Here is a 25,343-nt window from a genome sequence, read left to right as displayed (position 1 = left end):
AGGAAGAGTATCCAGGCACGACGAATCCGTTCCCGTGGATGAGTGAGATCATGGACTTGAAGAAAGAGAAGAACTTCTTCGAAACCCGTGTGATCGAGTACCAGACCGGCGGCGCGTTGAGCTGGGATTGATTTCCAGGCCTAGCACCATTAAGAAGCCCTGACATGTTCAGGGCTTTTTTGTAGCCAGGAGAAATTGCCATCTTTTGAAGTACATCACGTCAGGCACCTCGCCCAGAAGGGTTCGGATCGCATCACCAATGCTGTAGCCTTGTGCCCCAATTGCCATCAGCGTTGTCACCGGTCGAGTGACCGGGACGCTTTCACTGAAGCGCTTTACGCCAAAGTCGGAAGATTGGCACGGGAGTAAACTCCAGTGGTCACACCTGATGTACGCTCAAAAAATACTAGATAGGACCGAGGCCAACCCGTGAACCCAGACATGCTCGAAGCCGGCCCCGCAGACGCCAAAGTACTTTCCGTCTTTGACTTCGACGGCACCCTGACCCATCACGACAGTTTCGTGCCCTTCCTCAAGTTTGCCTTTGGCCCCGGTGAGTTTTATGGCCGGATGGTCAAGCTGGCTGTGCCGGGGCTGCGCTTTTTGGTGCGGCAGATCAGCCGGGATGAGTTGAAGGCGCAGCTGATTCGCACCTTTATGACCGGGGTGCAGAAGACGTGGGTGCAGCAGAAAGCCGAGGAGTATTGCCAGCGTAATTGGGCGCGGTTGATGCGCCCGGCAGGGGTGCTGTCGGTGGAGCAGGAGTTGGGCTCGGGGGCGGTGGTGACGCTGTGTTCGGCGTCGCCGGCGTTGGTGTTGCAGCCGTTTGCCGATCGGCTGGGGATCAAGTTGATTGGGACTGAGCTTGAGGTGGTGGATGGAGTGCTGACCGGTAAGCTCACCGGGAATAACTGCCGATGTGAGAATAAGGTGCTGCGGCTTGAGGCGGTGTATGGGGACCTGGGCGAATATCGGCTGCGGGCTTGGGGCGATACGCGTGGGGATCGGGAGTTGTTGGCGGCGGCGCAGGATGCGCACTTTCGGCATTTTCATGCGAAGAAGAAAAAGCGGGCCAGGGTACAGCGCTGATAGCGGTGTATAGGGTCGGCGGGTAGACCGAGCTGATCCCATCGCAGCCCCGCTGGGGTTCTGTGCGGCTGCTTAGCCTTGAGGGGCGACGCGTAGCAGGTTCTTGCTGATATTTACGCAGGATCCCGCTATTAATAGCGAAACCTCTCACGGACCCGAGCCCCATGAAATTCGACACGGCCTACAGCCTGAGTCTCGATGACAAGGTGTCGATCTACGACGTACGAGACCTGAATTTCGACGAAACCACTGATTTCGATTCCGACAAGGACAGCTTCCTCTGCCCCAGCGACGCCTGCCGTGCGGCGTTCGATGCCACCAATGTGTTGAGTACATTCAACGCCAAGAACGTCAACTACCTGCGTACGCCGCACTTCAAGAACAAACCCGGCACCCGCCACATCGATGGCTGCCGCTATGCCAGCAGCCAAAAGACCGCGAACGGTGAAAGTGACGACGAGCGCGAGGAAAATTTCCCATCGGAATTTGTGCTGACGCGGCGTCAGTACGAACGTAAAACCCCCACGGTCGGCACCGAAGGCGGCCTCCCACAAGAGCCACCGAAAGCACCCTCAAACCAAGCCACGACGTCCCATAGCAACAGCGACTCCACTCCGGACAAAACCAGCGTGTTCGCCCACCCGGTGGAGTGCTATGTATCGAACATCGATGACAAGGACAAGCTAAAAGCCATGCCCTTGAAGATCGGTGAGCACACGGCGACCTACTGGGCATTTTTCAAGAAGATCGAATACCTGCAAGACAACAAGGGCCTGATTTACTGGGGCAGGATCAAGGCAATCAAAGACTACACCAGCAGCTTTCGCATCGATTTCGAAAAGAAGGTGTGGCTCGACAAAAAGCCTTATTCGGTCAACGTCTACCTGAGCAAAAAGCTTATCGAGAACTACCGCAAGCGCACGGCATTCCTGGAGCAAATCAAGGCCGCTGCCAGCAGCGAAAGACCGTTATATTGCTTCTTCTATGGGGTGACGCCAGCGCTCAAGCAGGTGCCGAGCAAGAAAAACCCCGAGCAAACCTTCGGGGTATTCAGCGCGAATATCGAGAACCTGGATCACCTGATTATTCGCGAGGCGCCGGGGGTGGAGTGATTGGGGGATGTAATGCCAGCGAAAGGGCCCAGTTGATGAGCGGTATAAACAACTGTACAAAAACACAGTATAGTTACGCCTCACCCGTCGAACCTGGAGAATCCCCATGTCCTCTCTGGCAATGAGCTCTTTCGTAGAACAGCAGATGGTGCTGCATCAATTCACCGCCAAACACAGCGCGCAGGCCCGCGTCATGCTGGGCTGGAGCCGCGAAGAACTGGCTCGCCAGGCAGGCGTGGCGGTGCAAGCGATTCAACAATTCGAGGCCCACGGCGACGTGGACGACGAAACCCGCCTGGTCCTGGCGTTCCGCCTGGAGGCGGAAGGGCTGGTGTTTTTCCCGGGGTTTGCGCCGGGGTGGGGGATGAGTGTGCGTCGGTTTGACACGCCATCAGCCGAACCCGCAACGCAAGGGCTCATGTCTCGGTTGTTGGGTACAACAACGGCAACAATTGACTCACCAACGCCTCAACCGAATGGTGCGTAGAGTCCAGCCGGATCACCGGGCAACTCAATGGTTTCAACCAGGTTTCATGCCGACGTAGGCTACGCAGGCTGTGATTGCCAGCATCGTAACGCGCGGCCCAGGCGAGGAATGCGACGCTGTTTTGATGACGGCTGCCACCTTCCAGGATCTGCTCCCCATAGCGCTCCACCTCCCGCAGGCGCAGGCGGAGCAAACGCACTTCAGGGTCCAGGCGCAGGAACACTACGTGGCTGAACTGCGGGATCATCGCATCGCCCCAGCCGCACAAGGAACCAGATAACACCCAGCGTTCATGGCCGGCAGTGTGTTCCTGCAGCAGTTGAATACGTTCATCCCGGGGCCGGGCGATGGTGAAGGGTTCCGGGGTTTGCTGCCAGTAATAGAAATCCGAGTCGAAATAGGCAATGCCCAGGCGTTCGGCCAGAGCCTTGCCCAAGGTCGTGGTGCCGGCACCCGCAGCACCGAGAATATGGATTCTGTGGCAGTCCATGGTTTTCCTCCCATGGCCGGCAGTGTAGCCCGTGGTGATAGTGTCGGCCTGAGGCAACCTCTGCTGAGCATTTGCCAGCAGAGGTTGATTCAAACTCAGGTACCAGTAGCAGGAGCCTCAGCTACTTCATCCTCGATTTCAGGTGCCGGTGTGAACGGAGTGCCTGGAAGAAAGGCGGGTTTTTGGATTGCCGGCGAAGCTTGTTCATAACCGTAGGCGACTGACAGTAATGTGGCTTCACTGTTGCCAGGGCCATAAAAATAGAGTGCCGTCGGCATGCCTTCATCATCCATGCCAGACGGAACCGATATTCCGGGATACCCGGCTGCAGCACTAAAAAAATAATTGTGTGACAGGAAATTCGACACCATGGCGTCGAGCTTGTGCTCCTTCATCGGGTCATCGATGGTTTTCTGAAATATGGGAAGAATGGCCGCCCACAATTCATCGCGTTTTTCCGCGGTCGTCTCCAGGTTGTTGATCATTTTCAGCACGTTCTGATCAGGCTCGCCGGATTGCTGATTACGGTTATTGAAAGCAATCAGTTCCGAAATAGATTTGACCGGTAAACCTTCCCGTCCAGCCAGATATTCCTCCAGCTTTTGCTTAACATCTGAAAATAACGCTTCGTTGTATTCAGCGTAGGTTTCCTCAGGGACGCCTTCGTCCAAGCGCCCTACCGGTACTAGAATCGCACCTTGGGATTTCAGTACCTCAAGGGCTTCCTGATAGTGCTTGTAGTCCGCTCGTTTCGCCGGATCCTTGGCATCCTCCGCGGACAATTCAGGCAAAGACGTGTAGCCAATTCGCTTACCTTTCAGAGCATCGGAGCTTAGCCCAACGGTGTAGGCCTTGGTCTCGGTCATAGCGTTGAGCGCTTCCGCCGCATCGCAGACATTACGCGTGAAAGTGCCAATCGAGTCCTGGCGTGAACTGGTCATAACGCCCTCGGTACTGAGCAACCCCATCGTGGCTTTCAGCCCGAAAACGCCGTTATAAGCTGCTGGAGCAATGACCGACCCGTTGGTTTCAACGCCCAAGGCTAGAGGCACATGCCCCTGGGCAACTGCCACGGCAGAACCTGAACTCGAGCCCGCCACCTGCCCACCCAGCCGATGCGGGTTCAGCGTCTGGCCACCTCGAGAACTCCACCCATCCACAGGATAATCAGAGCGGAAGTTAGATAACTCACTCATGTTGGTCTTACCCACGACCACCACCCCGGCCTTCAACAGGTTGTCCACGACCTTGGCATTTTTAGTCGCAGGCCCCCCCGTCAGCGCCTTTGAGCCTGCACTTGTTTGCATGCGGTCGTTGGTTTCAAACACATCTTTCAACGCTATCGGAACGCCGTGCAAGTACCCGCGCACTTGGCCTTTGGCACGTTCCTGGTCACGCGCCTTCGCTTCCTTGAGGGCATCCGGGTTGGTTTCTACAAACGCGTTGCCGCCCTGCAACCCCTGGTCAATATTGGCAATTTGCTTGAAGGAATCCTTTACAAGCGACTCCGAGGTGACGCCTCCCTTGGCCATCTCCCCTGACATTTCACATGCGCTCTTGAAGCCTTGCGGAGGATTTGAAAGCGCCTGGAACAGGCCTGTCGCCCAGCCACCTGCGGAAACGGGTCCCAACATAAAGTGCCCCTTAACTTGACTGAATATAAGGGCTATCAGCCGATAGCCCGACAGCAGTCTAAGAGGCGAAAACCCGCCCCTAATGCAGCCGAATCCTACCGCTGCGTCCTATCATTCCCAGCCTGATGTAGGCATCAATACAGCCTATGGGCGTAGCTGGCGGTAAGTTCGCAATAGGGTCGTCAAGCGATCAGCCGCCCAGCGGGCGCCGTAAAACCAGACTTTCGATCCGTCCCCCAATGTTTCACAGGCGTTGGGGTATCTGCTCCTGCACGCGTGATGAAACGCGGCATCTGGATCGTCTGAGACCAACGCATCAAGGCGATGATGAGTCACCAGTTCATCGATTCCATTGCAGCCTTGAAGGCTGAATTGAAGGTTCTCGTCCCCACGCCGCGCATCCACCGCCACCCATTGCGCACCGGCTTGGCGCAGGAGGTCGAACATTCCACGCACTGCTGCGCTGTGTTCGATGGATTCGACATGATTACCCTGCACATAGCGGTCGACGTAGCCGATACGATAGCCCGCCAACGTCAGGGAAGCGGTGAACGTGGTGTTGTTCAACACCAGGGGGACTTCCACCATCACGGGCTCCGTGGGGTCTATGCCACTCATGGCAATAAGGGATAAGACCGGGTCTCGCACAGGCTTTATATGTGGGGCCAGGGCGTTATACCCGGGTATGGGCGTGGCACCCTGACGCTGCCCGGCCCCAAACACGATACCGCCCGCACCGACGTTACCGGTGTGTAAAGCGCTTGATGAAGCGGGAATGTCGACAGTGTTTACAGGCGCGGGAGACGTCCGGTCGAGGGGACAAGGTAAATCCAACTTCGAAAACTCTTTACAGTGGCTGTCCATAGAATCCCCGCCGAAAATGAAATTTGCGGAGATCATCGCATTCCCCTCCGACAGTTGTCGCAGGGCTGAAACCTCCCGAAACCTCTTTCCCAACGGCTCTCGTCTCAGCCCGCCGCGTGCTCATCCAAAGACTGAGACTGCGCCTCCAACCACCACGCATTCCCACGTTCGGGCTGATTCAAGTGGAACGCCTGCCCCATCGCCGGGGTGGCGATCAACACGTTGTGCTCCCAGGCCAGGGCCATGATGCGGTCGAAAGGTTCGTGCCAGGCGTGGAACGCCAGATCGAACGTGCCGTTGTGAATTGGCAGCAGCCAGCGCCCCTTGAGATCGATATGCGCCTGCAGCGTTTGTTCCGGCTGCATGTGCACATGGGGCCAGTCGACGTTGTAGGCTCCGGTTTCCATCAGGGTCAGGTCAAACGGCCCATACTGCTCGCCGATGCGTTTGAAACCATCGAAATAACCGGTGTCGCCACTGAAAAAGATTCGTCGCGCATCATCGATCATCACCCAGGAGCACCACAGGGTCTGGTTGCTATCAAACAGCCCGCGCCCGGAAAAGTGCTGCGCCGGGGTGGCGATAAAACGGATGCCATCGACCTCTGTGCCCTGCCACCAATCCAGCTGGCGTACTTTGCTGGCGTCTACCCCCCACTTGATCAGCGTGTCGCCCACGCCCAGGGGCGCCAGGAAGTAGCGCGTCTTGTCGGCCAATTGGACTACAGCCTTGTGGTCGAGATGGTCGTAATGGTTGTGGGAAAGAATCACCGCCTCCAGAGGGGGCAACTCTTCAAGGCTGATGGGTGGCTGGTGGAAACGCTTGGGGCCGGCCCAACTGAATGGCGAGGCGCGCCCGGCAAACACTGGGTCGGTGACCCAGAATTTACCGCGCATTTTCAGCAATACAGTTGAATGCCCGAGGCGGAACACACTGTGGTCAGGGGCGGCCAACAACTGCTCGCGGGTCAGTGGTTGTACCGGAATCTGCCCAGCTGGCCGTGTCGTGCGTGGTTTGTTGAACAGCATGTTCCAGAAAATACGCAAGGTTTTGGCAAAGCCACCCTGCTGCACCGGGGCGTCATTGCTGAATTGCCCCTGGCCCTGCCCGGCAGGCTTGAGCGTTGCAGGCGCAGGGTCGAGACGAGTTGAAATCGTGGCCATTACAGGGTAACTCCTACGGTTCGCTCAAAAAATTACACTGCGCAGTGTAGTTTCTAGATTGCAACAAAAACCGGAGCAAGTAAACTACTGAGTGTAATTTCCTTTTTGAGTCGAATGCCATCCATGACTGCCCCCAAGCGCCTCACCGAGCGTAAACGCGAAGCCATCGTGGCTGCGGCCATTACCGAATTTCGCGAGAACGGTTTCGAGGTCACCAGCATGGACAAAATCGCCGCCACCGCCGGTGTTTCCAAGCGCACGGTGTACAACCACTTCCCTAGCAAGGAAGAGCTGTTCGCCGAGATCCTTCACCAGCTATGGGCCAGCAGCGTTGCCCAACTGGACGTGAACTACGCCAGCGACCGCCCTCTGCGCGACCAATTGCGCAAATTGCTGGAAGCAAAAATGAAGATGATGTCGGACGCCAACTTTCTCGACCTGGCGCGTGTGGCCATTGCTGCCACCATCCATTCGCCAGAACGTGCGCAAGATATGGTCAACCGCCTCAGCGCCCGGGAAGAAGGCTTCACCCAGTGGGTACGCGCCGCCCAGGAAGACGGCCGCCTCAATTGCACCGACCCGGCTTTCGCTGCCCACCAGATCCAGAGCCTGCTCAAGGCCTTTGCATTCTGGCCACAAATTACCCTCGGCCAGCCCACTCTCGACGCTGCCGCACAGGCCTGTGTCGTCGAATCGGCCATCGACCTGTTCCTCGCCGGCTATGAAGTCAGCACACCGCACCCGCGATAAGGAGTTGTTGCCTGGGCGACATTCCTAGTCGTTTTCGGCGCATTCACCCGCTGTTTTGCGCAAATGGCCTGGAAGGACACTGATTATTCCCACGAGAATAATCGACAATCACACCCATTTGCCGATCATCGGTTCCGCCCGTTGACGCATGCCGTCGTACCGGCAAAAAACAGCTGAACCAGGACACTATGGAAAACAGACGAGGCAAAGGGCTTTCATTTGCCAGGCGTATCTACAAGCCAAGGATTATCGGCCTGGGTATCGGCAGCATCAGCGTAATTGGCGCGTTGTATCCCTTATCGATGCCCGCTTGGGTCTGGGTGTTGCTGTTGTTCAATGGCTTCGTCTGGGCGCATCTGGCGTACCAACTCTCGACTCGCTCGCCGTTTCCCTACCAGGCTGAGCAACGCAACCTGTTGTTTGACTCGCTGGCCGGCGGTTTCTGGACGGCGGTCACTCAGTTCTCGCCGGTGACGGCCGTCACCATTCTGTCGATGATGGCCATGAACAACGTCGCCGCCGGTGGCAAACGCCTGTTCCTGCGCGGGCTGCTGGCACAAGCCGTCGGTATCGCAATGGCCTGGACCCTGTTCGGGATCAAGTTCGATCCCAACGTCAGCCTCATAGAGGTCTACACCTGCTTACCCATGCTGACGCTCTACCCAATGGCCATCGGCATGGTCTGCTATCAGTTGGCTATCAAGCTATCGGACCACAAACGTGCCCTCAGCGCCCTGAGCCGCATCGACAGCCTCACCGGCCTGCTCAACCATGGTTCGTGGAAAGACCTGCTGAACATCAAGTTCCACAAGTGCCAGCAGCAACAAGGCCAGGCGACCATTGCCTTGATCGATATCGACCACTTCAAACACATCAATGACATCCACGGCCATACCGTCGGGGATGCGGTACTGCGCCAGTTGAGCCAAGTACTGCGCCAGCACTTGCGGGAAGACGATTTGGCCGGCCGCTACGGAGGCGACGAGTTCTGTGTGATTCTTCCGCGAATGCCGCTGAAAGAAGCTGCACACGTCATGGAGCAGTTACGCGAAACATTCAGCAACTATCGACATCCGCAGATTCCCGAGCTGCGCGTAAGCCTGAGCATCGGCCTGGCGGACTTCCATCCCTCATTCGAAGATGCGGTCATGTGGCTCAACGCCGCGGATCGCGCGCTGTACGCCGCCAAAGACACCGGTCGCAACCGAGTCAAGATCACCGATTGCGTGGCCGCCAATTCAGCCTGAGTTGTCCGATAACACCTCGTCCGAATCTTCCTCCGCCAGCCCGCCGCAATAGCATAATGCCGCCACTGGTCGCCTACCCAATAAGGTCCTGCCCACAGGGCGAACTTCTGGGGCGGCTGATCACTCTGAAACCGTTGTTCCACCCCCTCTGTCAGCACCAGGAAGCTGGCAATGAGCAAGTCAACCGTAAGGCCAGGGGCCCTACGGGGTCAGGCGCAACTACATGGATACCGCATATGCTTGCATGCCCGAGCCCTCTAACATGCTATTTAACGCCCACAAGAAAACCATCAATACCCTGCAACACAGCATCGCCCAACAAGCCAGCCTGCTGGACGCTATCGAGCGCTCCATGGCAGTCATCGAGTTCGACCTGCAAGGCAACGTACTGCGGGCCAATGACAACTTCTTCAAGACCATGGGCTACCGTGCCGAACAGGTCTTGGGCCAGTCCCACCGGATGTTCTGCACCCCGGCGTTCGCCCGCAGCGCCGAGTACAACCAACTGTGGACGCACTTGCGCAACGGCCAATTCCAGTCAGGCACCTTTGAGCGGGTGGGCGCCAACGGCGAATCGGTGTGGCTGGAAGCCAGCTATAACCCGGTACGGGATGAAGTCGGGCGCGTGATCAAAGTGGTGAAGTACGCGATGGACGTCACCCCACGCCTGCAGGCCGAAAGTGAAGCCAACGCCAAGCTGGAAGCCATCGACCGCGCCATGGCGATGATCGAGTTCAACCTCGATGGCACCATCATCACTGCCAACGCGAATTTCCTGCAGCGCATGGGCTACAGCCTGGCGCAGATCCAAGGCAAGCATCACCGCCTGTTTTGCAAACCTGAGTTGGCCAGCAGTGCCGCCTACAGCGAGTTCTGGAACCGCTTGAACCAGGGCGAGCTGTTCAATGGCCAGTTCGAGCGGGTGGATAAACACGGCCAGGTCGTGTGGCTCGAAGCCAACTACAACCCGGTGTACGACGCCAGCGGGCGCCTGTGCAAAGTGGTCAAGTTCGCCTCTGACGTCACCGCCCGGGTACAACAACATGCCGCCGACGCCCAGAGCGCAGCACAGGCTTATCACCTGTCCTTGAGCACCCAGGAGATGGCCGAAAAAGGCGCCGAGGTGATTCAGAAAACCGCCAACGGCATGCGCGAAATTGCCGTGGATATCGACACCTCTTCGCAACTGATCGCCAAACTCGGCGAGCGCTCGCAACAGATCACCGCCATCGTCAATACCATTCGCGGTATCGCCGACCAGACCAACCTGCTGGCGCTCAACGCCGCCATCGAGGCCGCACGCGCCGGCGAGCAAGGCCGTGGCTTTGCCGTGGTTGCCGATGAAGTGCGGCAGTTGGCAGCACGTACCAGCGGCTCCACCGCGGAAATTTCCAGCATGATCGCCATGATCCAGGATGAAACCCGCCAAGCCATCGACAGCATGGACGCCACCCGCGACCGCGCCGCCCAAGGCGTCGAGCTGGCCAACCAGGCCGGCACGGTGATTCTGCAGATTCGCGAAGGCACCGGCGAAGCGGTCCAGGCGGTGAGCGCATTTGCCAATGAGCGAGGCAATCGCTGACCTGTTCTTCATGTGTCTGGCTGGGGGCTCGGTCTATAGTGTTGGCTATCTTTACGCTAAGGATTCGAGCCCGCCATGACCCCCGACAAGCCAGAAGCCGCTCCCGTCGACCACCTGCGCTTCCACCGCAGTCACGCCCACTTGGCGCCGACCTTCGGCAACGACACCTTTGCCCTCAAGGCTGAAGCCTTTGCACGCTTCTTTGGCACGCCCACCTTCCTCGGCGCACAAACTGCGATCGTGGTGTTGTGGGTCGTGCTGAACATGACCGGCGTCACCCACTTCGACGTCTACCCCTTCATCCTCCTCAACCTGGCGTTCAGCCTGCAATCGGCCTACGCCGCGCCGCTGATCCTGCTGGCCCAGACGCGCCAGGCCGCACGGGACAAAGCCCAGTCCGACGCGGACGCGCAGCACCGCGAAGCCCTCGCTACGGCCAACACCGAACGCCAGGCCCAGGCGGCCCAGACCACCAGACAGTTGATGGAACTGCTGGAGCAGAACACCCGGCTGACAGAAATGACCAAGCAGTTGACCGAGCGTATCGAGACCCTGACGTGCGAAATGCATGAGCAGTTTGTGCGTAAAACTTAAGACTTCATCTGCACATGCCGCCCCAGCTCATCAAACAGAGTCACCACCGAACGCAACGCCCGGCAATCAGGCCGCGTCAACAACCACAACGCGGTGTCGTGCCCTGCCAATGCGGGGCCCAGTGGTTGCAAGCCATCGCCCATTAAAAAATCCGGCAACGCCGCCACACCCAGCCCCGCGCGCACCAGTTCAGCCACCGACTGCATGCTGTTGCAGCGATAACTGGGACGCACGCCCGGCAAATGCTCACGGCGCCAGGCTACGGTGGGGTGGTCGGGTAAAAAATCGTCCGGTGCGATCCAAGCCAGTTCGGCCAGCTCATGACCTGCGTGTCGGCGGGCATAGTCGGCACTGGCACATACCTGATACGCCACCGTCCCCAGGCAACGTCCGACAAGATGCTCTGGTGGCTTGCTGGTCAGGCGCAGGGCGATATCCGCATCACGACGGCTGAGGTTGGCGAAGTCATTGGACGTGCTCAGTTCCAGGGTCAACGCTGGATAGGCAGGCATGAACTGCGCCAGAGCCGGCAGCAGCAGGCCCTGGAGCACCGAGTCCGTGCAGGTCAGGCGTACGGTGCCGCTGATCACTTCACCGCCCTGCTCCACACCCACACGCGCAGCCTCCAGGGCAAGTTCGGCGCGCTCAGCCTGTTGTGCCAGGTTACTCGCCAGGCTGGTGGGCAAATACCCGGCGCGGCTTTTTTCAAACAAGGTCTGGCCCAGGGCCGCTTCCAATCGCCGCACCGCACGGAACACCGTGGACACGTCCACCCGCAGCAAAGCAGCCGCCCGCGCCAGGGTGCCGCCGCGCACCAGTGCAAGGATCAATGACAGGTCGGGGTAATCGATTTGATAGTGCGTCGCTGCATTGAGCATATGGGTAAACGCCAATATTGATTGCGCGAACGCCAATCTATAGTGCGTATCAGCACACCACAAGTTATGGGACGTACACGATGACAACCACTGCTCTGCACCTCGCCCTGATCGGTGACTACAACCCTGACGTGATCGCCCACCAGGCTATTCCAGTAGCACTGCAGCAGGCCGCCACCGCCCTGGACCTGAGTGTCCATGTGCAATGGCTCGACACCGACACACTCACTTCCACCTCTGCCCTGCACGGTTTTGACGGCTTTTGGTGCGTGCCGGCCAGCCCCTATCGCGACACCGACGGCGCACTGCGAGCGATCCGTTTTGCCCGCGAGCAAGGCCGCCCTTTCCTCGGCACTTGTGGTGGTTTTCAACATGCCGTTTTGGAATATGCTCGCAATGTGCTCGGCTGGGCCGACGCAGAGCACGGCGAACTGGCTCCGGACGCCGAACGCGTCGTCATCGCGCCACTGAGTTGCTCCCTGGTAAACGCGAGCGGCACCGTGCGCCTGGCCCCTTACACGCGCATGGCCCAAGCCTACGGCCGTCTGGATATTCACGAAGGCTATCACTGCCGTTATGGCATCAACCCTGAGTTCGCCGACGCACTGCTGGAAGGCAACCTGATTCCCAGCGGGAATGATTCGGCGGGCGACCTGCGCGCAGTGGAACTGCTCGACCACCCGTTCTTCGTCGCCACCCTTTTCCAGCCCGAACGCGCCGCGCTGAAGGGCGTCACTCCGCCATTGGCGCTGGCCCTGCTCAAGGCTTGCCTGGAGGCTTCGGCATGATCGCCAAGACACCAGCCCCGCCTTATTACGCGGTGATTTTCAGCTCACTGCGTACCGATGGCGACCATGGCTATGGTGAGGCCGCCTCCCGCATGCTGGAACTGGCTGGGGAACAACCGGGGTTTCTTGGCGTGGAGTCGGCGCGGGAAGATGGTTTGGGGATCACGGTGTCCTACTGGACCAGCGAGGCGGCGATCCTGGCCTGGAAACAGCAGGCCGAGCATCGGCAGGTGCGTGAGCAAGGGCGCTCCACCTGGTACACGGCGTTTCATACACGGGTGTGCAAGGTGGAGCGGGCCTACGCATTCCCACATTGAAACACTGCCCGCTCCCACAGGTTGATCTTCACATAACAGAAGTGGGCTTAGCTCACCAAACTACGCAACGCACTGATCTGCGGGATCTCCACCCGGCGCATATACACCCGCAACGGCTCGGTGATGTTGATGCGGTCGTCGATATTCTGGTCGAGTAACAACTGTAGGCGTTCACGGCACAGGGTCATGGTGTGATCGGCGGCGGGTAGCCAGACAAATTCGGCGGTGGGAATGATGCCGTCATCGGCGACGTCCATGCCGAAGGCATCTTCGCTGAAACGCACGATGTACTGGCCGGTCTTGCGATTGAGGCCGACAAAACCATGGAGTTGGTCGGCGGCCTGGCAGATAAGCTCGGAAGTGATGCGCATGGTAAACCTCACTGAAAAGTCCCACTGGGACTGGAAAGATGGTTTACACGCGTGGCAAAAAATACTGCCCTCTAACGGGGCAGCTACGAGCAAGAATACTGCAATGCACCACAAAAAAACCGACAAAATTGGCCCGTACGCACGTTAATGTCGGTTTGGTGATAGCGCCTTTCGCAATCAATTGTTAAAAAGGAGGCCTTCTCAAAGCTACCTCCACGAAAGGACTTCGCATATGCCTGTCACGTTTACCAACGGCCCGGTGCCCGCCACTATAGGGAGTGCCTTGCTGCTGGCGCTGATGCTCGGTGTTGGCCCCGCACAGGCTGCCGATCCGATCAGCCCGGCTGAATTGGCGACAAACGAAGGCATCCCCTACCCTGCCGTGATCGCTCACCGTGGCGCCTCCTACGATGCACCGGAGTCCACCGCCGCCGCTTACAAGGTCGCACGCGACCTGGGCGCCGACTACCTGGAACTGGACCTGCAACGCAGCAAGGACGGCGTGCTGTTTGCCCTGCACGACAACAACCTGCAGCGCACCACCGACGTGGCCACCAAGTTCCCAGAGCGCAAGGACGCCCCGGCCAACGAGTTCACCTGGAAAGAACTGCAAAGCCTCGACGCCGGCAGCTGGTTCAACGCCGCCTACCCGGACCGTGCGCGTCCAGGCTTCGTCGGCCTGAAAATCCAGAGCCTGGACGACATCATCAAGATCGCCGAAGGCAACCCACAGCACAAACCCGGCCTGTACATCGAGACCAAGGAGCCCAAGCAATTCCCGGGTATCGAAGCCGACCTGAAAAACAAGCTGCTGGACAAGGGCTGGTTAAGCTCCGCCGGTTCCAAGTTGGGCAAGAGCAACACCGGCGTCGGCCAAGGCAAGGGCCGCGTGGTACTGCAAACCTTCGAGGTTGCCAGCCTCAAAGAGCTGCAGAATGAAATGCCGAACACGCCGAAGATCCTGTTGTTGTGGGTTGGCGAAGGCAGCATCGAACCGAAGTCCAAAGTGACCTTCGCTGAGTCCGGCGAGCCGACCAAGGCCGCCTACTACGCCAAGCAAGAGCCGAAAGACGCGGCCGAGTTCGAAAAATGGGTCGACCAAGCCAAGAGCCTGGGCGCCATCGGCACCGGCCCGTCGGCTGAGCTGACCGACCATGGTGACCAGAGCTATTCAGACCTGGTGAAACCTGAAATGAACAAGCTGACCCACGACAAGGGCATGCTGGTGCACGTATACACCGTTGATGAGCCGGTGGACTTCGAGAAAGTGATGAAGGCTGGCGTCGACGGTATCTTCACCAATCGCGCCGCCGAACTGCTGAAGTTCTACAAGCGCTGGCCGTCGTCCAGCGTGCAGGATCTGCTCAGCGACCATAAGTACTGAGTGAAGCCCGAATGGTCGGGCCGCCTGTGGTTGGGGCGTGACTACGGGCTGATCCTCGGTGAGCTGGGGCGCACCGCGCCCCATGCGCACTACGCGCACCAATTGATGTTGTCCCCCCACGCGCCGATCACGGTCAGCCTTGATGGTCATGTCACCACGGCCCATCGCCTGTTTATTCCTTCGCGTCACAGCCACGCCATCCTAGAGACCGAGGGTGAGGTGTGGGTGCTGTACGCCGAGCCGATGGTCTTTGATACCGAACCGTTGCAACAACTGCTGGTAGACGGCGAGCTATCCCCACAGGCCCTGCACACGCTACCCCGACGACGCCTTGACGACCCACGAATCGAACGCGCACTGGCCACCCTCGACCGACACTTGGGCGGCAAAGTATCGGCGCAGGCGTTGGCCGCGGCGGCGCATCTGTCATTGAGCCAACTGGAGCGCCTGTTCACCGATCAACTCGGTCTCCCCGTGCGCCGGCTGGTGCTGTGGCGGCGGTTGCGCATCGCCCTGCAACTGGCCCTTGCCGGCAGTACGTTGACCGAGGCGGCCCACGGCGCGGGCTTTGCCGATTCGGCGCACTTTTCGCGGACCATGAAGCAATTATTCGGCGTGACAGCGGGCGCGTCCTTGCGCCAACTGCAGGTGCAGTTCCTAGCGTAGATCGCCTGGTAAAGCCGGCTCCTTGGTCGTACGAACCGAGATGAACGGATCACGCAGTTGTGCTGCATATTCCACGGGGAAATCCGGGCGACTGCCAATCCCTAAGTCACCTGGCCCCATACGATAGCCATCGCGATAAAACGCCGTGCCCAACAGCCAATCCCACAGGTTGAAGAACAAGCCGAAATTCACATCCCCGGCGCGTCCATATTTCATATGGTGGAACCGATGCACCGGCGCCCAGGCGAACACCCAGCGCAGCGGCCCCAGGCGCATATCCACATTGGAATGTTGCAGCAGCAATTGAATGGCGATGGCCAGGGCCAGCAACTGCGCAACCTCCAACGGGATCCCCAGCAGGATCAACGGCAACAGACCCGCCGTCGCTTCCAGCATCTGGTGCAACGGATGCTTCATCAACCCATTGAAACCATAAAGCCGCTGCACGCTGTGGTGCACCGCATGCAAACGCCACAGAGGCGCGAGGCGGTGGCTGGCGTAATGCATCAAGGTGATACCGGCATCCGCCAGGAAGACGGCCATCAACAACTGCTCCCACAGCGGCCAGCCTCGCGGCCAGATGCCCTCGAACGCCAACAACGCCGTGAGCCCGGCAGGACCAACAAGCCCAGGGCATTCAGGCTTTCATTGACCAACGCATGCAAAGTGTCGCGCCGACGATCGCCCAGGCTGCGATTCCACTGCGGCTCGTAGGGCAGCCATTGTTCCGTTAGAAACGACACCGCCACCGCTGCCGCGAATATCACCAGCAACCATCGGGGCTGGTAGAGCCCCCATCCGATAAACCCCAGCAGGAATGCAGGTGCATAGAGCCAACTGACTAACCGTTTCATCCGAGTCTCCTTTTTTGGTGAGCCCTCAGCATGAAATCCCGCACCTATCGCGGATTGAACAAACTGCGCAACTGATTGAAATAATTAAGGGTGAGTTAAGTTGCGCGGGATAACCTGAGGCCACTTAAACAGATCACCCCGAGAAGGAAACACTATGAAAACCCTGACTGCCCTGTTCGCCGCCGCTGCCCTGACCCTGACTGCTGGCCTGGCCCAGGCGGATGTTCGTCCGGATCAGATCGAGGGCCTGCTCAAGTCCGGCGCCGTGATGCCTTTCGAAAAACTTAACGCAGCCGCCTTGGCCAAACACGCCGGTGCGACGATCAACGACACCGAGCTGGACCACAACAACAGCGGCGTACTGGTTTACGAAGTTGAACTGACTGACACCGCCAACAAGAAGTTTGAAGTCAAGCTCGACGCCAAGACCGGCGCCGTGCTGGAAGACAAGCTCGATACTTGAGTCGAACTTCCAAAAAAACGCGCCACCTGCCCCGGTGGCGCGTTTTTTTATGGCCATCATCAAACCGTCACCTGACCGTCATCCCGCCTTGCAATGATTCGCCATACGACCTGTGAAACGCCCTACAGGTCCTTTCACTGCGAGCCGCTATGAACCACAGCATCGACCACGCCCATCAGGATCCCGACCTGTTTGGCCTGCTTTACGGTTTTCGTTTTCGCCCGGGCGAAAAAGGGCAGCAGATTGATTCAGCCACGGCCCTCGCCGCCTTGCAGCAACCGCAAGACCCGGAGGAATTCCTGTGGCTGCACCTGAACCTGGCCCACGCCGCGTGCGAGCGTTGGATGCAGGCGCACCTGTCGCTGCCGGACGAGTTTTTCGAAGCGCTGCATGAAGGCTCGCGGTCCACGCGGATTGAACATGTCGATTCGGCCTTGCTGGCGGTGGTCAACGACGTGGTGTTCAACTTCAGCAGCATGGTTTCGTCGGATATTTCCACGCTGTGGGTGTGCGCCCGCAGCCGTTTGCTGGTGAGTGCGCGCCTGCAACCGTTGCACTCGGTGGACAAACTGCGCTCGTCGGTGAAGGCCGGTGAACACTTTCGCTCGCCCCTGGAGTTGCTGGTACACCTGCTGCGTGACCAGGGCGAAGTGCTGACGCAGATCGTGCGCAAGACCAGTCTCAGCGTCGACCATATCGAAGACCAGTTGCTGTCTTCACGCCTGTCCACCAACCGCGCCGAACTGGGCGCCGCACGCCGTGTGCTGGTGCGCCTGCAACGCCTGCTGGCGCTGGAGCCGGGCTCACTGCTGCGCCTGCTCAATCGCCCGCCGCAATGGCTGCAAAAGGAAGACGTGAAAGAACTGCGCAAATCCACCGAGGAATTTGCCCTGATCATCAACGACCTGACGGCCCTGGGCGAACGCATCAAGCTATTGCAGGAAGAGATCGCCGCCAACCTCAATGAACAAAGCAACCGCACGTTGTTCACCCTTACGGTGGTGACGGTGCTGGCGTTACCGATCAACATCATTGCCGGCTTTTTTGGCATGAACGTGGGTGGGGTGCCACTGTCCCAAGACCCGGAAGGCTTCTGGATATTGGTGGCGCTGGTCGCGACCTTTACCTTGATTGCCGGGCGGTGGGCCTTCCGAAAACGCAAAGACTACTAACTTTGAAATGCACTCAAAATGTGGGAGGGGGCTTGCTCCCGATAGCGGTAGGTCAGTCAAGAATATTCTGACTGATCCACCGCTATCGGGAGCAAGCCCCCTCCCACATTGGTTCTTCACTGTTTTGGAGACCAGCGGCACGCTCAACGTCTAAAACACTGATCTGTCGCAGCATCTCTGTAACATTCTGCAATGATCATCAAGGCCATCCTCCTCACACTGGATGCTCCGGCATGGCCACCCCTTCCCTGACTGCCTCCACTCACGCTTCATCCGCGGGCCCCAAACCCCGGCTAGACACAAAACCCGGCCTGTTGACGGTGATCATGTTCTTCGCCGTACTCGCCATGGGCCTGTTGTTCACCGCCTACAGCCTGATGCACGACATGCACGAAATGGGCGCCCAGCTCACCACCTGGACGCCATTCCTGTTGCTGGGCGTAGCGTTGTTGATCGCCTTGGGCTTCGAGTTCGTCAACGGCTTCCACGACACCGCCAACGCGGTCGCGACGGTGATCTACACCAACTCGCTGCCGCCACATTTTGCGGTGGTGTGGTCGGGCTTTTTCAACTTTCTCGGGGTGTTGCTTTCCAGTGGCGCGGTGGCGTTCGGCATTATTGCTCTGCTGCCGGTGGAGCTGATTTTGCAGGTGGGTTCATCGGCGGGTTTCGCCATGATCTTCGCCTTGCTGATCGCCGCGATCTTGTGGAATCTCGGCACTTGGTGGCTGGGGCTGCCGGCGTCGTCATCCCACACCCTGATCGGCTCGATCATCGGCGTCGGCGTGGCCAATGCCTTGATGCATGGGCGTGACGGCACCAGCGGTGTGGATTGGAGCCAGGCGATCAAGATCGGTTATGCCTTGCTGCTGTCACCGCTGATCGGCTTTGCATTTGCCGCCTTGCTGTTGCTGGCCCTGCGCGCCTTTGTCAAAAACCGTGCGCTGTACAAGGCACCGAAAGGCGACACGCCACCGCCCTGGTGGATTCGCGGCATGCTGATCGTCACCTGCACCGGTGTGTCATTCGCCCACGGTTCCAACGATGGGCAAAAAGGCATGGGCCTGATCATGCTGATTCTGGTGGGCACTTTGCCGATGGCCTATGCGCTGAACCGCACCATGCCCGCTGACCAGTCGCTGCAGTTTGCGGCGGTGGCGCAAGTCACCCAGGCCGCGTTGGTAAAGTCTGCACCGCAGCCTGCACCGAGTGATTCACGGGCACTCTTGTCCACCTACGTACGCACCAAGGAAGCCACGCCCGAGCTGGTGCCTGCCCTCGCGGCCATCACCGGCCATATCGGCGAAGAAGTGAAAAGCTATGGCTCTCTCGCGGCCGTGCCAGCCGAGGCCGTCGGCAACGTGCGTAACGACATGTACCTGACCAGCGAAACCATTCGCTTGATGGACAAGGACAAGGTCGGCAACTTCGACGCCGACACCCAAGACAAGCTGCAACTGTTCAAGCAACAGATCGACAACGCCACGCGCTTTATCCCGCTTTGGGTGAAGATCGCCGTGGCCATCGCCCTCGGCCTGGGCACCATGGTCGGCTGGAAGCGCATCGTGGTGACGGTGGGCGAGAAGATCGGCAAGACCCACCTGACCTACGCCCAAGGCGCCTCGGCCGAGACGGTAGCGATGCTGACCATCGGCGCGGCGGACATGTTTGGCCTGCCGGTGTCGACCACCCACGTATTATCCTCGGGCGTGGCCGGGACCATGGTGGCCAATGGCGGTGGCTTGCAGATGAAGACCATCCGCAATTTGCTGATGGCGTGGGTGTTGACCTTGCCGGCGGCGATTGTGCTCTCGGGCAGCCTCTACTGGCTGTTCACCCAATTGTTCTGACACAGCACGGTGATTAAAGAGCCCGGCCATGGCCTTCAAGCGCTTCTTGTAGCCCCGGCGCGCCGCTGAGGTGGGCTTTGCTGGTTTGCCGGACGACATTGGCGGCGCGATTTCGACCTTGCTGGCCGATGGCAGTAACTGGATCACCGGCCAGCGGATCGAGGCGTCGGGTGGGATGTTCCTGTAAGCGATGCACGCCTACAGGGTGACGGGGGTTTTGTCGGCGATTTTTTCGCGCAATACGTCATAACCCCAGTGGTACACATAGGTGTACGGCAGGAAGAACAACAGCACGCCGATATCGAGGATGAAGGCCTCCAACAGGCTGATCTTCATCAAGGCCGCAATCAACGGCACCGCCAGCAGAATCAGGCCGCCTTCGAACAGCAGCGCGTGCAGCACACGGGTCCAACCACCGTTGGCCAGTTGCAGGCGTATTTTGAGGCGGTCGAACAGGCTGTTGAAAATAACGTTCCAACTCAGTGCCAGCAGGCTGATGCCCAAGGTCACTACGCCCATCTCCAGCGCCGGCCTGCCGGTAATCCACACCAGCAGCGGCGTACAGATCAACAAGGCCAGCCCTTCGAAACCGAGGGCTTGGAGAAAACGTTCAGTAATGGATTTGGTAGGGGTCATGACCCGGCTCCGTGAGTGACGATGGTTGCCATGATCATGCCTTTAATCGATACTTCATAACCAATAACCATCGATAAAGGCGATAGTCATGGCCTCCCATGAAGTGCTCCAGGCGTTTGTCCAGGCTGCCACCCAAGGCTCGTTTTCCGCCGCGGCACGCAAGCTGGGCAAGAGCCAGTCCACCGTCAGCGCGGCGGTGGCCAGCCTTGAGATTGACTTGGACGTGGTGCTGTTTGACCGCAGCAGCCGCAAACCTACTTTGACCCCGGCGGGCTATGTGTTGCTGCAACGCGCCGAACAGGTGCTGGAGGCCAGCAGCCGTTTTGAATTGACGGCGAGCCAGTTGTCTCAGGGGTTGGAGCCAAAGCTGACAATCGCCATGTCGGACACCTATCAGTCGCAGCGTTTCGAAACTGCAATCACGGCGTTCGCCGAACGCTACCCGGACCTGGAACTGGAATGGCTGATTGCCGAATCCGATGACCTGATCGACCTCTTGCAAAGCGGCCGGGCGCAAATTGCATTGATCGAACAGCAGGACGTGTACCCGCCGGACCTGAACCATTCGCCAGTCCAGGAGCGCACGGAAACCGCCTTGTTCGTGTCGCCGCAACATGCCTTGGCCAAGCTGGAAAAGGTCGACCAGCAGGCCTTGAAACACCATCGTGAATTGCGCCTGGCGAGCATCGTCAAGCCCTACGACAACCGTGCAGCTGGGCGGGTCTGGTCGGCAGCCAGCTACCTGATGCTGATGGAAATGGCGCAGTTGGGTTTCGGTTGGGCGCCGCTGCCACGCTGGCTGGCGGAGCGTTTTGGCAATGGCAGCCTGCAGGAGCTGACGGTGCGTGGCTGGCCGCGCTCGGTGACGGTGGATGCCTTGTGGTCGCGGCAACAACCGCCAGGGCCGGCGGGGAGTTGGCTGTTGGGGCAGATGCTCGAGTGAGCCAGTTAGAACAATGAGGTCAAAATGTGGGAGGGGGCTTGCTCCCGATGGCTGAGTGTCAGTCAGCTAATCTTTACCTGACACACCGCAATCGGGAGCAAGCCCCCTCCCACATTTTGAGCTTCATTGTCTGGGGGATTTGAGTTCGCTCAGGCGTCGTTCGAGAAAACGTTTTTCCGGGGTTTGCTGGGTCAGGGACAGGGCTTTTTCATAAGCTCCCCGTGCCTCATCAACGTGCCCCAACTGCCGACAAAACTCCCCGCGCGCCGAATGCGCCAAGTGGTAATCCTGCAACTCACCGCGTTGCAAAATGCTGTCCACCAACGCCAACCCCGACGCCGGCCCCTGCTCCATCGCCACCGCTACCGCACGGTTCAGCTCGATCACCGGCGACGGCATGGCCCTGAGCAACACATCGTAAAGCCCGACAATCTGCCGCCAATCAGTCGCCTCTGCGCTCGGCGCCTCGGCGTGCACCGCCGCAATCGCCGCTTGCAGGCAATAGGGGCCGAAACGCCGCGTAGTCAGCGCCTGCTCCACCAACGCACAGCCTTCAGTTATCAAGGACGTATCCCATAGCCCACGATCCTGGGCATCCAGCAGCACCAGTTCGCCGCTGGCCGAGGTGCGTGCCGGTCGACGGGATTCGTGCAGCAGCATCAACGCCAGCAAGCCCATGACTTCCGGCTCTGGCAGCAATTCCATCAACAAGCGGCCCAGGCGAATGGCCTCAAGGGTCAAGTCTTCGCGGGTGAGATCGGCGCCCCTGGAGGCCGAGTAGCCCTCGTTGAACACCAGGTAAATCACGCGCAGTACGCTGTCCAGGCGCTCGGGCAGTTCGGCCCGGGACGGCACTTGATAGGGGATTTTCGCTTCACGGATCTTGCCCTTGGCACGCACGATGCGCTGAGCGATGGTGGTGGGCGTGGCGAGGAAGGCGTGGGCGATGGCCTCGGTGCTCAGGTCGCAGATCTCACGCAGGGTCAGCGCCGCCTGGGCGTCGGGCGCCAGCGCCGGGTGGCAGCAGGTAAAGATCAGGCGCAGGCGGTCGTCTTCCACGTCTTCATCACTCCACTGCGCCGCTTCCAGTGTGTCGGCCTGCTCTTGCAGCAACGGGGTAAACCGCGCCTGGCGACGCAGGCGGTCGATGGCTTTGAAGCGGCCGGTCGACACCAGCCATGCGCGTGGGTTAGCCGGAATGCCGTCCTGGGGCCAGCGCTGCACGGCGACGAAAAACGCCTCGTGCAACGCCTCCTCGGCCAGGTCGAAATCACCCAGCACACGAATCAGCGTCGCGAGGACGCGGCGTGATTCGCTGCGGTAGATGACCTCGATCTGCGGCGTCAATCGACCATGCCCTGGGTCACCAGCGTCACCAGGCGGTCCAGGCTCTGGCCCCAACCGTCGTGAAAGCCCATGGCTTCGTGGGCCTGCTTGTCCTCAGCACTCCAGTGCATGGCGCGGGCGGTGTAGAGGGTCTTGCCGCCGACATCTTCGAAGGTGACTTCGGCGCTCATGAACGGCTTGCCCGAGGGTACCCAGCCCGGCAGGAACGCATCGGTAAACACCACGCGATTAGGCGCGTCGATCTCCAGGAACACGCCCTGAGTCGGGTACTCACTGCCATCCGGCGCGCGCATCAAGGTGCGAAACAACCCACCGACCCACAGGTTCATTTCGCACTCGGGCGTGGTCATGCCGTGGGGGCCCCACCATTGCTGCAGCAGGGCCGGCTCGGTCCAGGCGCGGAACACCCGGCTGCGCGGCGCATCGATCAAGCGGCTGATGGACAGTTCGAATTCCGCAGGTTGACGTTTCATGGGTAAACCTCCTGGTTCTTGTTGTAGTCAGAGATTCAATTCGCGTACGGGGCGTACTTCCACACTGCCGACCCGGGCCGCCGGAATGCCACCGGCGACCTGGAGCGCCTCATTGAGGTCTTTGGCTTCGATCAGGTAGAACCCGGCGAGCTGCTCCTTGGTTTCGGCAAACGGCCCGTCGGTGATCGACAGCTTGCCGTTGCGCATGCGCACGGTGGTGGCGGTAGTCACCGACTCCAGCGGCTCGGCGGCGAGCATCCGCCCGCTGGCCTGGATGGCCTCGGCGTAGGCGAAACACTCCGAGTCGTGGGGGCTGTCGGCCGAGGTGTGCAACACCTGTTCGTTGCTGTAGATCAGGCACAGGTATTTCATGGCGTTCTCCGTTTTCGGACTACTGACTATAGTTCGCGGTGCTTAAGGTTTCAGGTCGAACAACGTGGTGCCGCTTTCCATGTCACAAGGTGCCGACCAGTGCTCATGCACCACCTTCCACTGGCCATTGATGCGCTGGTAGCCGGCGGTCACACGCATCCAGCACGCCTTCACCTCGCCATCCGGCCCAGTGCCGCCGCAGTGGGCCAGCCAGTGGGCGAAAGCGCTGTCGGCGGCTTCGACGATGTGCAATTGATGAAACTCGAAAATACCGGGGCCGGGGCAGTGCTTCATGCATTCCTCCCAGTGCGCGCGGTAGGCGGTCCTGCCCTTGAATTGCAGGGCGCCAACCGCGTCGAACGCGACGATATCTTCAGCGTAAAAGCTGACAATCTTGTCGATATCCTGGGAAACAACGGCTTGCTTCCATTGCTCGATCAGGGTGTTGATTGCGGTGCTCATGGCGATGACTCCTGGGGTGAAAAATCACGGAAGACACCCTTAGTCGAACGGCCTTTGAGCAAATCGACACACCACTGAAAAATAATTTCGCCGCCAGCAAAACCGCTAGAATTGACGCCTCTTTGTAGGATTTCGGATGCGAACCCGATGGAAACCCGCCTAGCCGCCTATGAGGCATTGAGTGCTGCGCAAAAACAGCGGCTCGACGCCCTCGAGGTCCATCCCGAACAACTGCCGTTTTGCGGCGATATCTATAGCGCGTTGAACTGCCTGCTGGTGAATCCCAACCCTGGCGTCAGAGGCTTTGCGCTGTTGGCCGACGACATTCCAGTGGCCTTCCTGCTGCTCAAGCGCCCACCCTGTCTGCCCCATTGGGCCAATGAACACAGCGCCACACTGCATGCGTTGCAGGTGGATCGGCACCAGCAGGGGCTTGGGTTCGGCAAGGCGTGCTTGCAGGCACTGCCGGCCATGGCGCTTGAGGCATGGCCGCAGATCAAGGGGTTGGAGTTGTCGGTGGACACGCACAACGTGGCGGCAATGGGGTTGTATCTAGGCGCGGGATGGGTGGACAGCGGCGAGGCCTACAAGGGCCGGGTTGGGTATGAGCGCCGGCTGAGCTGGATGTTTAATCCATAACGGTAATGCCACGTAAACCTGACTTTCATGCGTGCATGCCCTGTTTACGTGACATCGAATGCAGGGTCAGCCCCGCTCTCCAACCGGCAACCAGATCTCTACCGTCCCCGTGCCCTTCCTCACGTCAAAATCCGCGCTGTAGCGCTCGAAATCAGCGCCCATCACCTTGTAGCCCGAGTGCGGCAGCCATTCGAACATGATGCGCTCGTAGGTTTGTTCAAGCGCCTGCACCGGCCCGTAATGGGGGAACACGGCATAGTTGAGCGGCGGGATTTCGATGAACTCGAAGTTGCTCGGCACATCGCCCTTGGCGGGGACTTCTACCCCGGCCATGTAATCGAACTCGCCGTGGTGGGGGTTATGGCAAACCCCGTAGGTCACGCCGCCGACGCGTTTCTTGATGTCCTTGATGCACGTATCAAACAACTCCCACAGTTTGGGGATATCGCCTACGGTGGCCTTCGAATAACGCCCTTGTACACCGGCAATCACCAGGGCCTTGCCGGCTTCCATGCGTGGCTCTAACGGTTGTTTTGTCTGCTGATCCATACGAACAGTCTCCTTCTTATGAGGGAACAAACCCGCATCGAGTATAGGGGCATATCCCTGCCGCGCTCCATGCACAAATTTTTCCCACGCCATCTGGACAACCAGCCATCATCGCCCGTATTGTCTGCCCCGCAGGCCACCGCAGTGGCCGACGTCGCTCGGACGGT

At 59.3% G+C, this 25,343-nt stretch carries 29 protein-coding genes and 3 pseudogenes; 19 read left to right on the top strand and 13 right to left on the bottom strand.

Annotation, left to right across the window (positions count from 1 at the left end; all coding sequences use genetic code 11):
* The 5 genes and pseudogenes from FRT59_RS23775 to FRT59_RS23755 form a co-directional block, all read left to right on the top strand.
* Positions 1–131 (top strand): annotated as a pseudogene (locus tag FRT59_RS23775) (ribonucleotide-diphosphate reductase subunit beta); the annotation flags it as partial.
* 28 nt (positions 132–159) lie between these two features.
* Positions 160–369 (top strand): HNH endonuclease, encoded by a 210-nt coding sequence (locus FRT59_RS23770; RefSeq protein WP_267911026.1) that lies wholly within the window; start codon positions 160–162, stop codon positions 367–369.
* A 72-nt stretch (positions 370–441) separates the two neighbouring features.
* The gene (locus FRT59_RS23765; protein ID WP_153872530.1) at positions 442–1,089 is read left to right on the top strand and encodes an HAD-IB family hydrolase; all 648 of its coding nucleotides are present in this window, start codon (positions 442–444) and stop codon (positions 1,087–1,089) included.
* A gap of 164 nt (positions 1,090–1,253) precedes the next feature.
* Positions 1,254–2,201: a hypothetical protein gene (locus tag FRT59_RS23760; RefSeq protein WP_153872529.1), complete on the top strand. Its 948-nt coding sequence runs from the start codon at positions 1,254–1,256 to the stop codon at positions 2,199–2,201.
* Positions 2,202–2,307: 106 nt separating this feature from the next.
* Positions 2,308–2,688: a helix-turn-helix domain-containing protein gene (locus FRT59_RS23755; protein ID WP_034115650.1), complete on the top strand. Its 381-nt coding sequence runs from the start codon at positions 2,308–2,310 to the stop codon at positions 2,686–2,688.
* Here the strand turns inward: FRT59_RS23755 and FRT59_RS23750 are convergent.
* The 4 genes from FRT59_RS23750 to FRT59_RS23735 all read right to left on the bottom strand — a co-directional run bounded on the left by FRT59_RS23750 (position 2,618) and on the right by FRT59_RS23735 (position 6,839).
* Positions 2,618–3,178, bottom strand: a complete 561-nt coding sequence (locus tag FRT59_RS23750) for an AAA family ATPase (protein WP_153872528.1) — start codon at positions 3,176–3,178, stop codon at positions 2,618–2,620. The genes FRT59_RS23755 and FRT59_RS23750 overlap by 71 nt on opposite strands.
* A gap of 95 nt (positions 3,179–3,273) precedes the next feature.
* The gene (locus FRT59_RS23745; protein ID WP_153872548.1) at positions 3,274–4,722 is read right to left on the bottom strand and encodes an amidase family protein; all 1,449 of its coding nucleotides are present in this window, start codon (positions 4,720–4,722) and stop codon (positions 3,274–3,276) included.
* 234 nt (positions 4,723–4,956) lie between these two features.
* A complete protein-coding gene (locus tag FRT59_RS27315; RefSeq protein ID WP_233094258.1) occupies positions 4,957–5,400 on the bottom strand; it encodes a hypothetical protein in 444 nt (147 codons plus the stop codon).
* A gap of 380 nt (positions 5,401–5,780) precedes the next feature.
* Positions 5,781–6,839: an MBL fold metallo-hydrolase gene (locus FRT59_RS23735; protein ID WP_153872527.1), complete on the bottom strand. Its 1,059-nt coding sequence runs from the start codon at positions 6,837–6,839 to the stop codon at positions 5,781–5,783.
* Positions 6,840–6,962: 123 nt separating this feature from the next.
* Here FRT59_RS23735 and FRT59_RS23730 point away from each other — a divergent pair, with 123 nt between their 5' ends.
* From FRT59_RS23730 to FRT59_RS23715, 4 genes are all read left to right on the top strand, one after another.
* On the top strand, positions 6,963–7,589 hold the full coding sequence (locus FRT59_RS23730) for a TetR/AcrR family transcriptional regulator (protein ID WP_153872526.1): 627 nt from the start codon (positions 6,963–6,965) through the stop codon (positions 7,587–7,589).
* 188 nt (positions 7,590–7,777) lie between these two features.
* On the top strand, positions 7,778–8,836 hold the full coding sequence (locus FRT59_RS23725) for a diguanylate cyclase (RefSeq protein ID WP_153872525.1): 1,059 nt from the start codon (positions 7,778–7,780) through the stop codon (positions 8,834–8,836).
* 262 nt (positions 8,837–9,098) lie between these two features.
* Positions 9,099–10,418 carry a methyl-accepting chemotaxis protein gene (locus tag FRT59_RS23720; RefSeq protein ID WP_153872524.1) on the top strand — a complete coding sequence of 440 codons (1,320 nt, stop codon included), beginning with the start codon at positions 9,099–9,101 and terminating at the stop codon, positions 10,416–10,418.
* Positions 10,419–10,493: 75 nt separating this feature from the next.
* A complete protein-coding gene (locus FRT59_RS23715; RefSeq protein ID WP_153872523.1) occupies positions 10,494–11,012 on the top strand; it encodes a DUF1003 domain-containing protein in 519 nt (172 codons plus the stop codon).
* Here the strand turns inward: FRT59_RS23715 and FRT59_RS23710 are convergent.
* Positions 11,009–11,890 (bottom strand): LysR family transcriptional regulator, encoded by an 882-nt coding sequence (locus tag FRT59_RS23710; protein WP_034115658.1) that lies wholly within the window; start codon positions 11,888–11,890, stop codon positions 11,009–11,011. The genes FRT59_RS23715 and FRT59_RS23710 overlap by 4 nt on opposite strands.
* Before the next feature lie 80 nt (positions 11,891–11,970).
* Here FRT59_RS23710 and FRT59_RS23705 point away from each other — a divergent pair, with 80 nt between their 5' ends.
* Together FRT59_RS23705 and FRT59_RS23700 are read left to right on the top strand one after the other, a co-directional pair.
* Positions 11,971–12,678, top strand: coding sequence for a CTP synthase C-terminal region-related (seleno)protein (locus FRT59_RS23705; RefSeq protein ID WP_034115659.1), 708 nt, complete (start codon positions 11,971–11,973; stop codon positions 12,676–12,678).
* Positions 12,675–12,995: an antibiotic biosynthesis monooxygenase family protein gene (locus FRT59_RS23700; RefSeq protein ID WP_034115660.1), complete on the top strand. Its 321-nt coding sequence runs from the start codon at positions 12,675–12,677 to the stop codon at positions 12,993–12,995. The genes FRT59_RS23705 and FRT59_RS23700 overlap by 4 nt, the downstream gene beginning before the upstream one ends.
* A 47-nt stretch (positions 12,996–13,042) precedes the next feature.
* Here FRT59_RS23700 and FRT59_RS23695 read toward each other — a convergent pair whose 3' ends face one another.
* Entirely contained in the window at positions 13,043–13,366 is a 324-nt protein-coding gene (locus FRT59_RS23695) for a DUF2025 family protein (protein ID WP_034115661.1), read from the bottom strand.
* Positions 13,367–13,598: 232 nt separating this feature from the next.
* On the opposite strand from FRT59_RS23695, the gene FRT59_RS23690 reads away from it, so the two are divergent.
* Positions 13,599–14,750, top strand: coding sequence for a glycerophosphodiester phosphodiesterase (locus FRT59_RS23690; protein ID WP_153872522.1), 1,152 nt, complete (start codon positions 13,599–13,601; stop codon positions 14,748–14,750).
* The gene (locus FRT59_RS23685) at positions 14,751–15,416 is read left to right on the top strand and encodes a helix-turn-helix domain-containing protein (RefSeq protein ID WP_198809824.1); all 666 of its coding nucleotides are present in this window, start codon (positions 14,751–14,753) and stop codon (positions 15,414–15,416) included. It abuts the gene before it with no gap.
* On the opposite strand, the pseudogene FRT59_RS23680 reads toward FRT59_RS23685, so the two are convergent.
* Positions 15,408–16,270: pseudogene (locus FRT59_RS23680) on the bottom strand (sterol desaturase family protein). The gene FRT59_RS23685 and the pseudogene FRT59_RS23680 sit on opposite strands and share 9 nt — an antisense overlap.
* Positions 16,271–16,424: 154 nt before the next feature.
* Here FRT59_RS23680 and FRT59_RS23675 point away from each other — a divergent pair.
* The 4 genes and pseudogenes from FRT59_RS23675 to FRT59_RS23660 form a co-directional block, all read left to right on the top strand.
* Positions 16,425–16,733, top strand: a complete 309-nt coding sequence (locus FRT59_RS23675; protein WP_153872521.1) for a PepSY domain-containing protein — start codon at positions 16,425–16,427, stop codon at positions 16,731–16,733.
* Positions 16,734–16,882: 149 nt separating this feature from the next.
* Positions 16,883–17,905 carry a transporter gene (locus FRT59_RS23670; protein ID WP_034115666.1) on the top strand — a complete coding sequence of 341 codons (1,023 nt, stop codon included), beginning with the start codon at positions 16,883–16,885 and terminating at the stop codon, positions 17,903–17,905.
* Between the two features lie 233 nt (positions 17,906–18,138).
* Positions 18,139–19,755, top strand: coding sequence for an inorganic phosphate transporter (locus tag FRT59_RS23665; RefSeq protein WP_153839031.1), 1,617 nt, complete (start codon positions 18,139–18,141; stop codon positions 19,753–19,755).
* Positions 19,756–19,825: 70 nt separating this feature from the next.
* Positions 19,826–19,942 (top strand): annotated as a pseudogene (locus FRT59_RS23660) (short-chain dehydrogenase); the annotation flags it as partial.
* An 11-nt stretch (positions 19,943–19,953) separates the two neighbouring features.
* Here the strand turns inward: FRT59_RS23660 and FRT59_RS23655 are convergent.
* Complete coding sequence (locus tag FRT59_RS23655; protein ID WP_153839032.1) at positions 19,954–20,391, bottom strand: multidrug/biocide efflux PACE transporter; 438 nt, start codon at positions 20,389–20,391, stop codon at positions 19,954–19,956.
* 88 nt (positions 20,392–20,479) lie between these two features.
* Between FRT59_RS23655 and FRT59_RS23650 the strand changes: the two genes are divergently transcribed.
* Positions 20,480–21,334: a LysR family transcriptional regulator gene (locus FRT59_RS23650; RefSeq protein ID WP_153872520.1), complete on the top strand. Its 855-nt coding sequence runs from the start codon at positions 20,480–20,482 to the stop codon at positions 21,332–21,334.
* A gap of 123 nt (positions 21,335–21,457) precedes the next feature.
* Here FRT59_RS23650 and FRT59_RS23645 read toward each other — a convergent pair whose 3' ends face one another.
* From FRT59_RS23645 to FRT59_RS23630, 4 genes are read right to left on the bottom strand one after another with little or no spacing between them, the layout of a single operon-like run.
* Complete coding sequence (locus tag FRT59_RS23645) at positions 21,458–22,681, bottom strand: RNA polymerase sigma factor (RefSeq protein ID WP_153872519.1); 1,224 nt, start codon at positions 22,679–22,681, stop codon at positions 21,458–21,460.
* Positions 22,678–23,154, bottom strand: a complete 477-nt coding sequence (locus tag FRT59_RS23640; RefSeq protein ID WP_153872518.1) for an SRPBCC family protein — start codon at positions 23,152–23,154, stop codon at positions 22,678–22,680. The genes FRT59_RS23645 and FRT59_RS23640 overlap by 4 nt, the downstream gene beginning before the upstream one ends.
* Positions 23,155–23,181: 27 nt before the next feature.
* Positions 23,182–23,526: a YciI family protein gene (locus FRT59_RS23635; protein WP_153872517.1), complete on the bottom strand. Its 345-nt coding sequence runs from the start codon at positions 23,524–23,526 to the stop codon at positions 23,182–23,184.
* Positions 23,527–23,568: 42 nt separating this feature from the next.
* Positions 23,569–23,988 (bottom strand): YybH family protein, encoded by a 420-nt coding sequence (locus FRT59_RS23630; RefSeq protein ID WP_153872516.1) that lies wholly within the window; start codon positions 23,986–23,988, stop codon positions 23,569–23,571.
* Positions 23,989–24,135: 147 nt separating this feature from the next.
* On the opposite strand from FRT59_RS23630, the gene FRT59_RS23625 reads away from it, so the two are divergent.
* Complete coding sequence (locus FRT59_RS23625; protein WP_153872515.1) at positions 24,136–24,627, top strand: GNAT family N-acetyltransferase; 492 nt, start codon at positions 24,136–24,138, stop codon at positions 24,625–24,627.
* A 66-nt stretch (positions 24,628–24,693) separates the two neighbouring features.
* On the opposite strand, the gene FRT59_RS23620 is transcribed toward FRT59_RS23625, so the two are convergent.
* The gene (locus FRT59_RS23620) at positions 24,694–25,176 is read right to left on the bottom strand and encodes a GyrI-like domain-containing protein (protein WP_153839037.1); all 483 of its coding nucleotides are present in this window, start codon (positions 25,174–25,176) and stop codon (positions 24,694–24,696) included.
* Between the last annotated feature and the right edge of the window lie 167 nt (positions 25,177–25,343).

Source organism: Pseudomonas haemolytica (assembly GCF_009659625.1).
Taxonomy (GTDB): domain Bacteria; phylum Pseudomonadota; class Gammaproteobacteria; order Pseudomonadales; family Pseudomonadaceae; genus Aquipseudomonas; species Aquipseudomonas haemolytica.
Note: the sequence above shows the minus strand (reverse complement) of the source record. Positions and strands in the feature narration are given on the sequence as shown.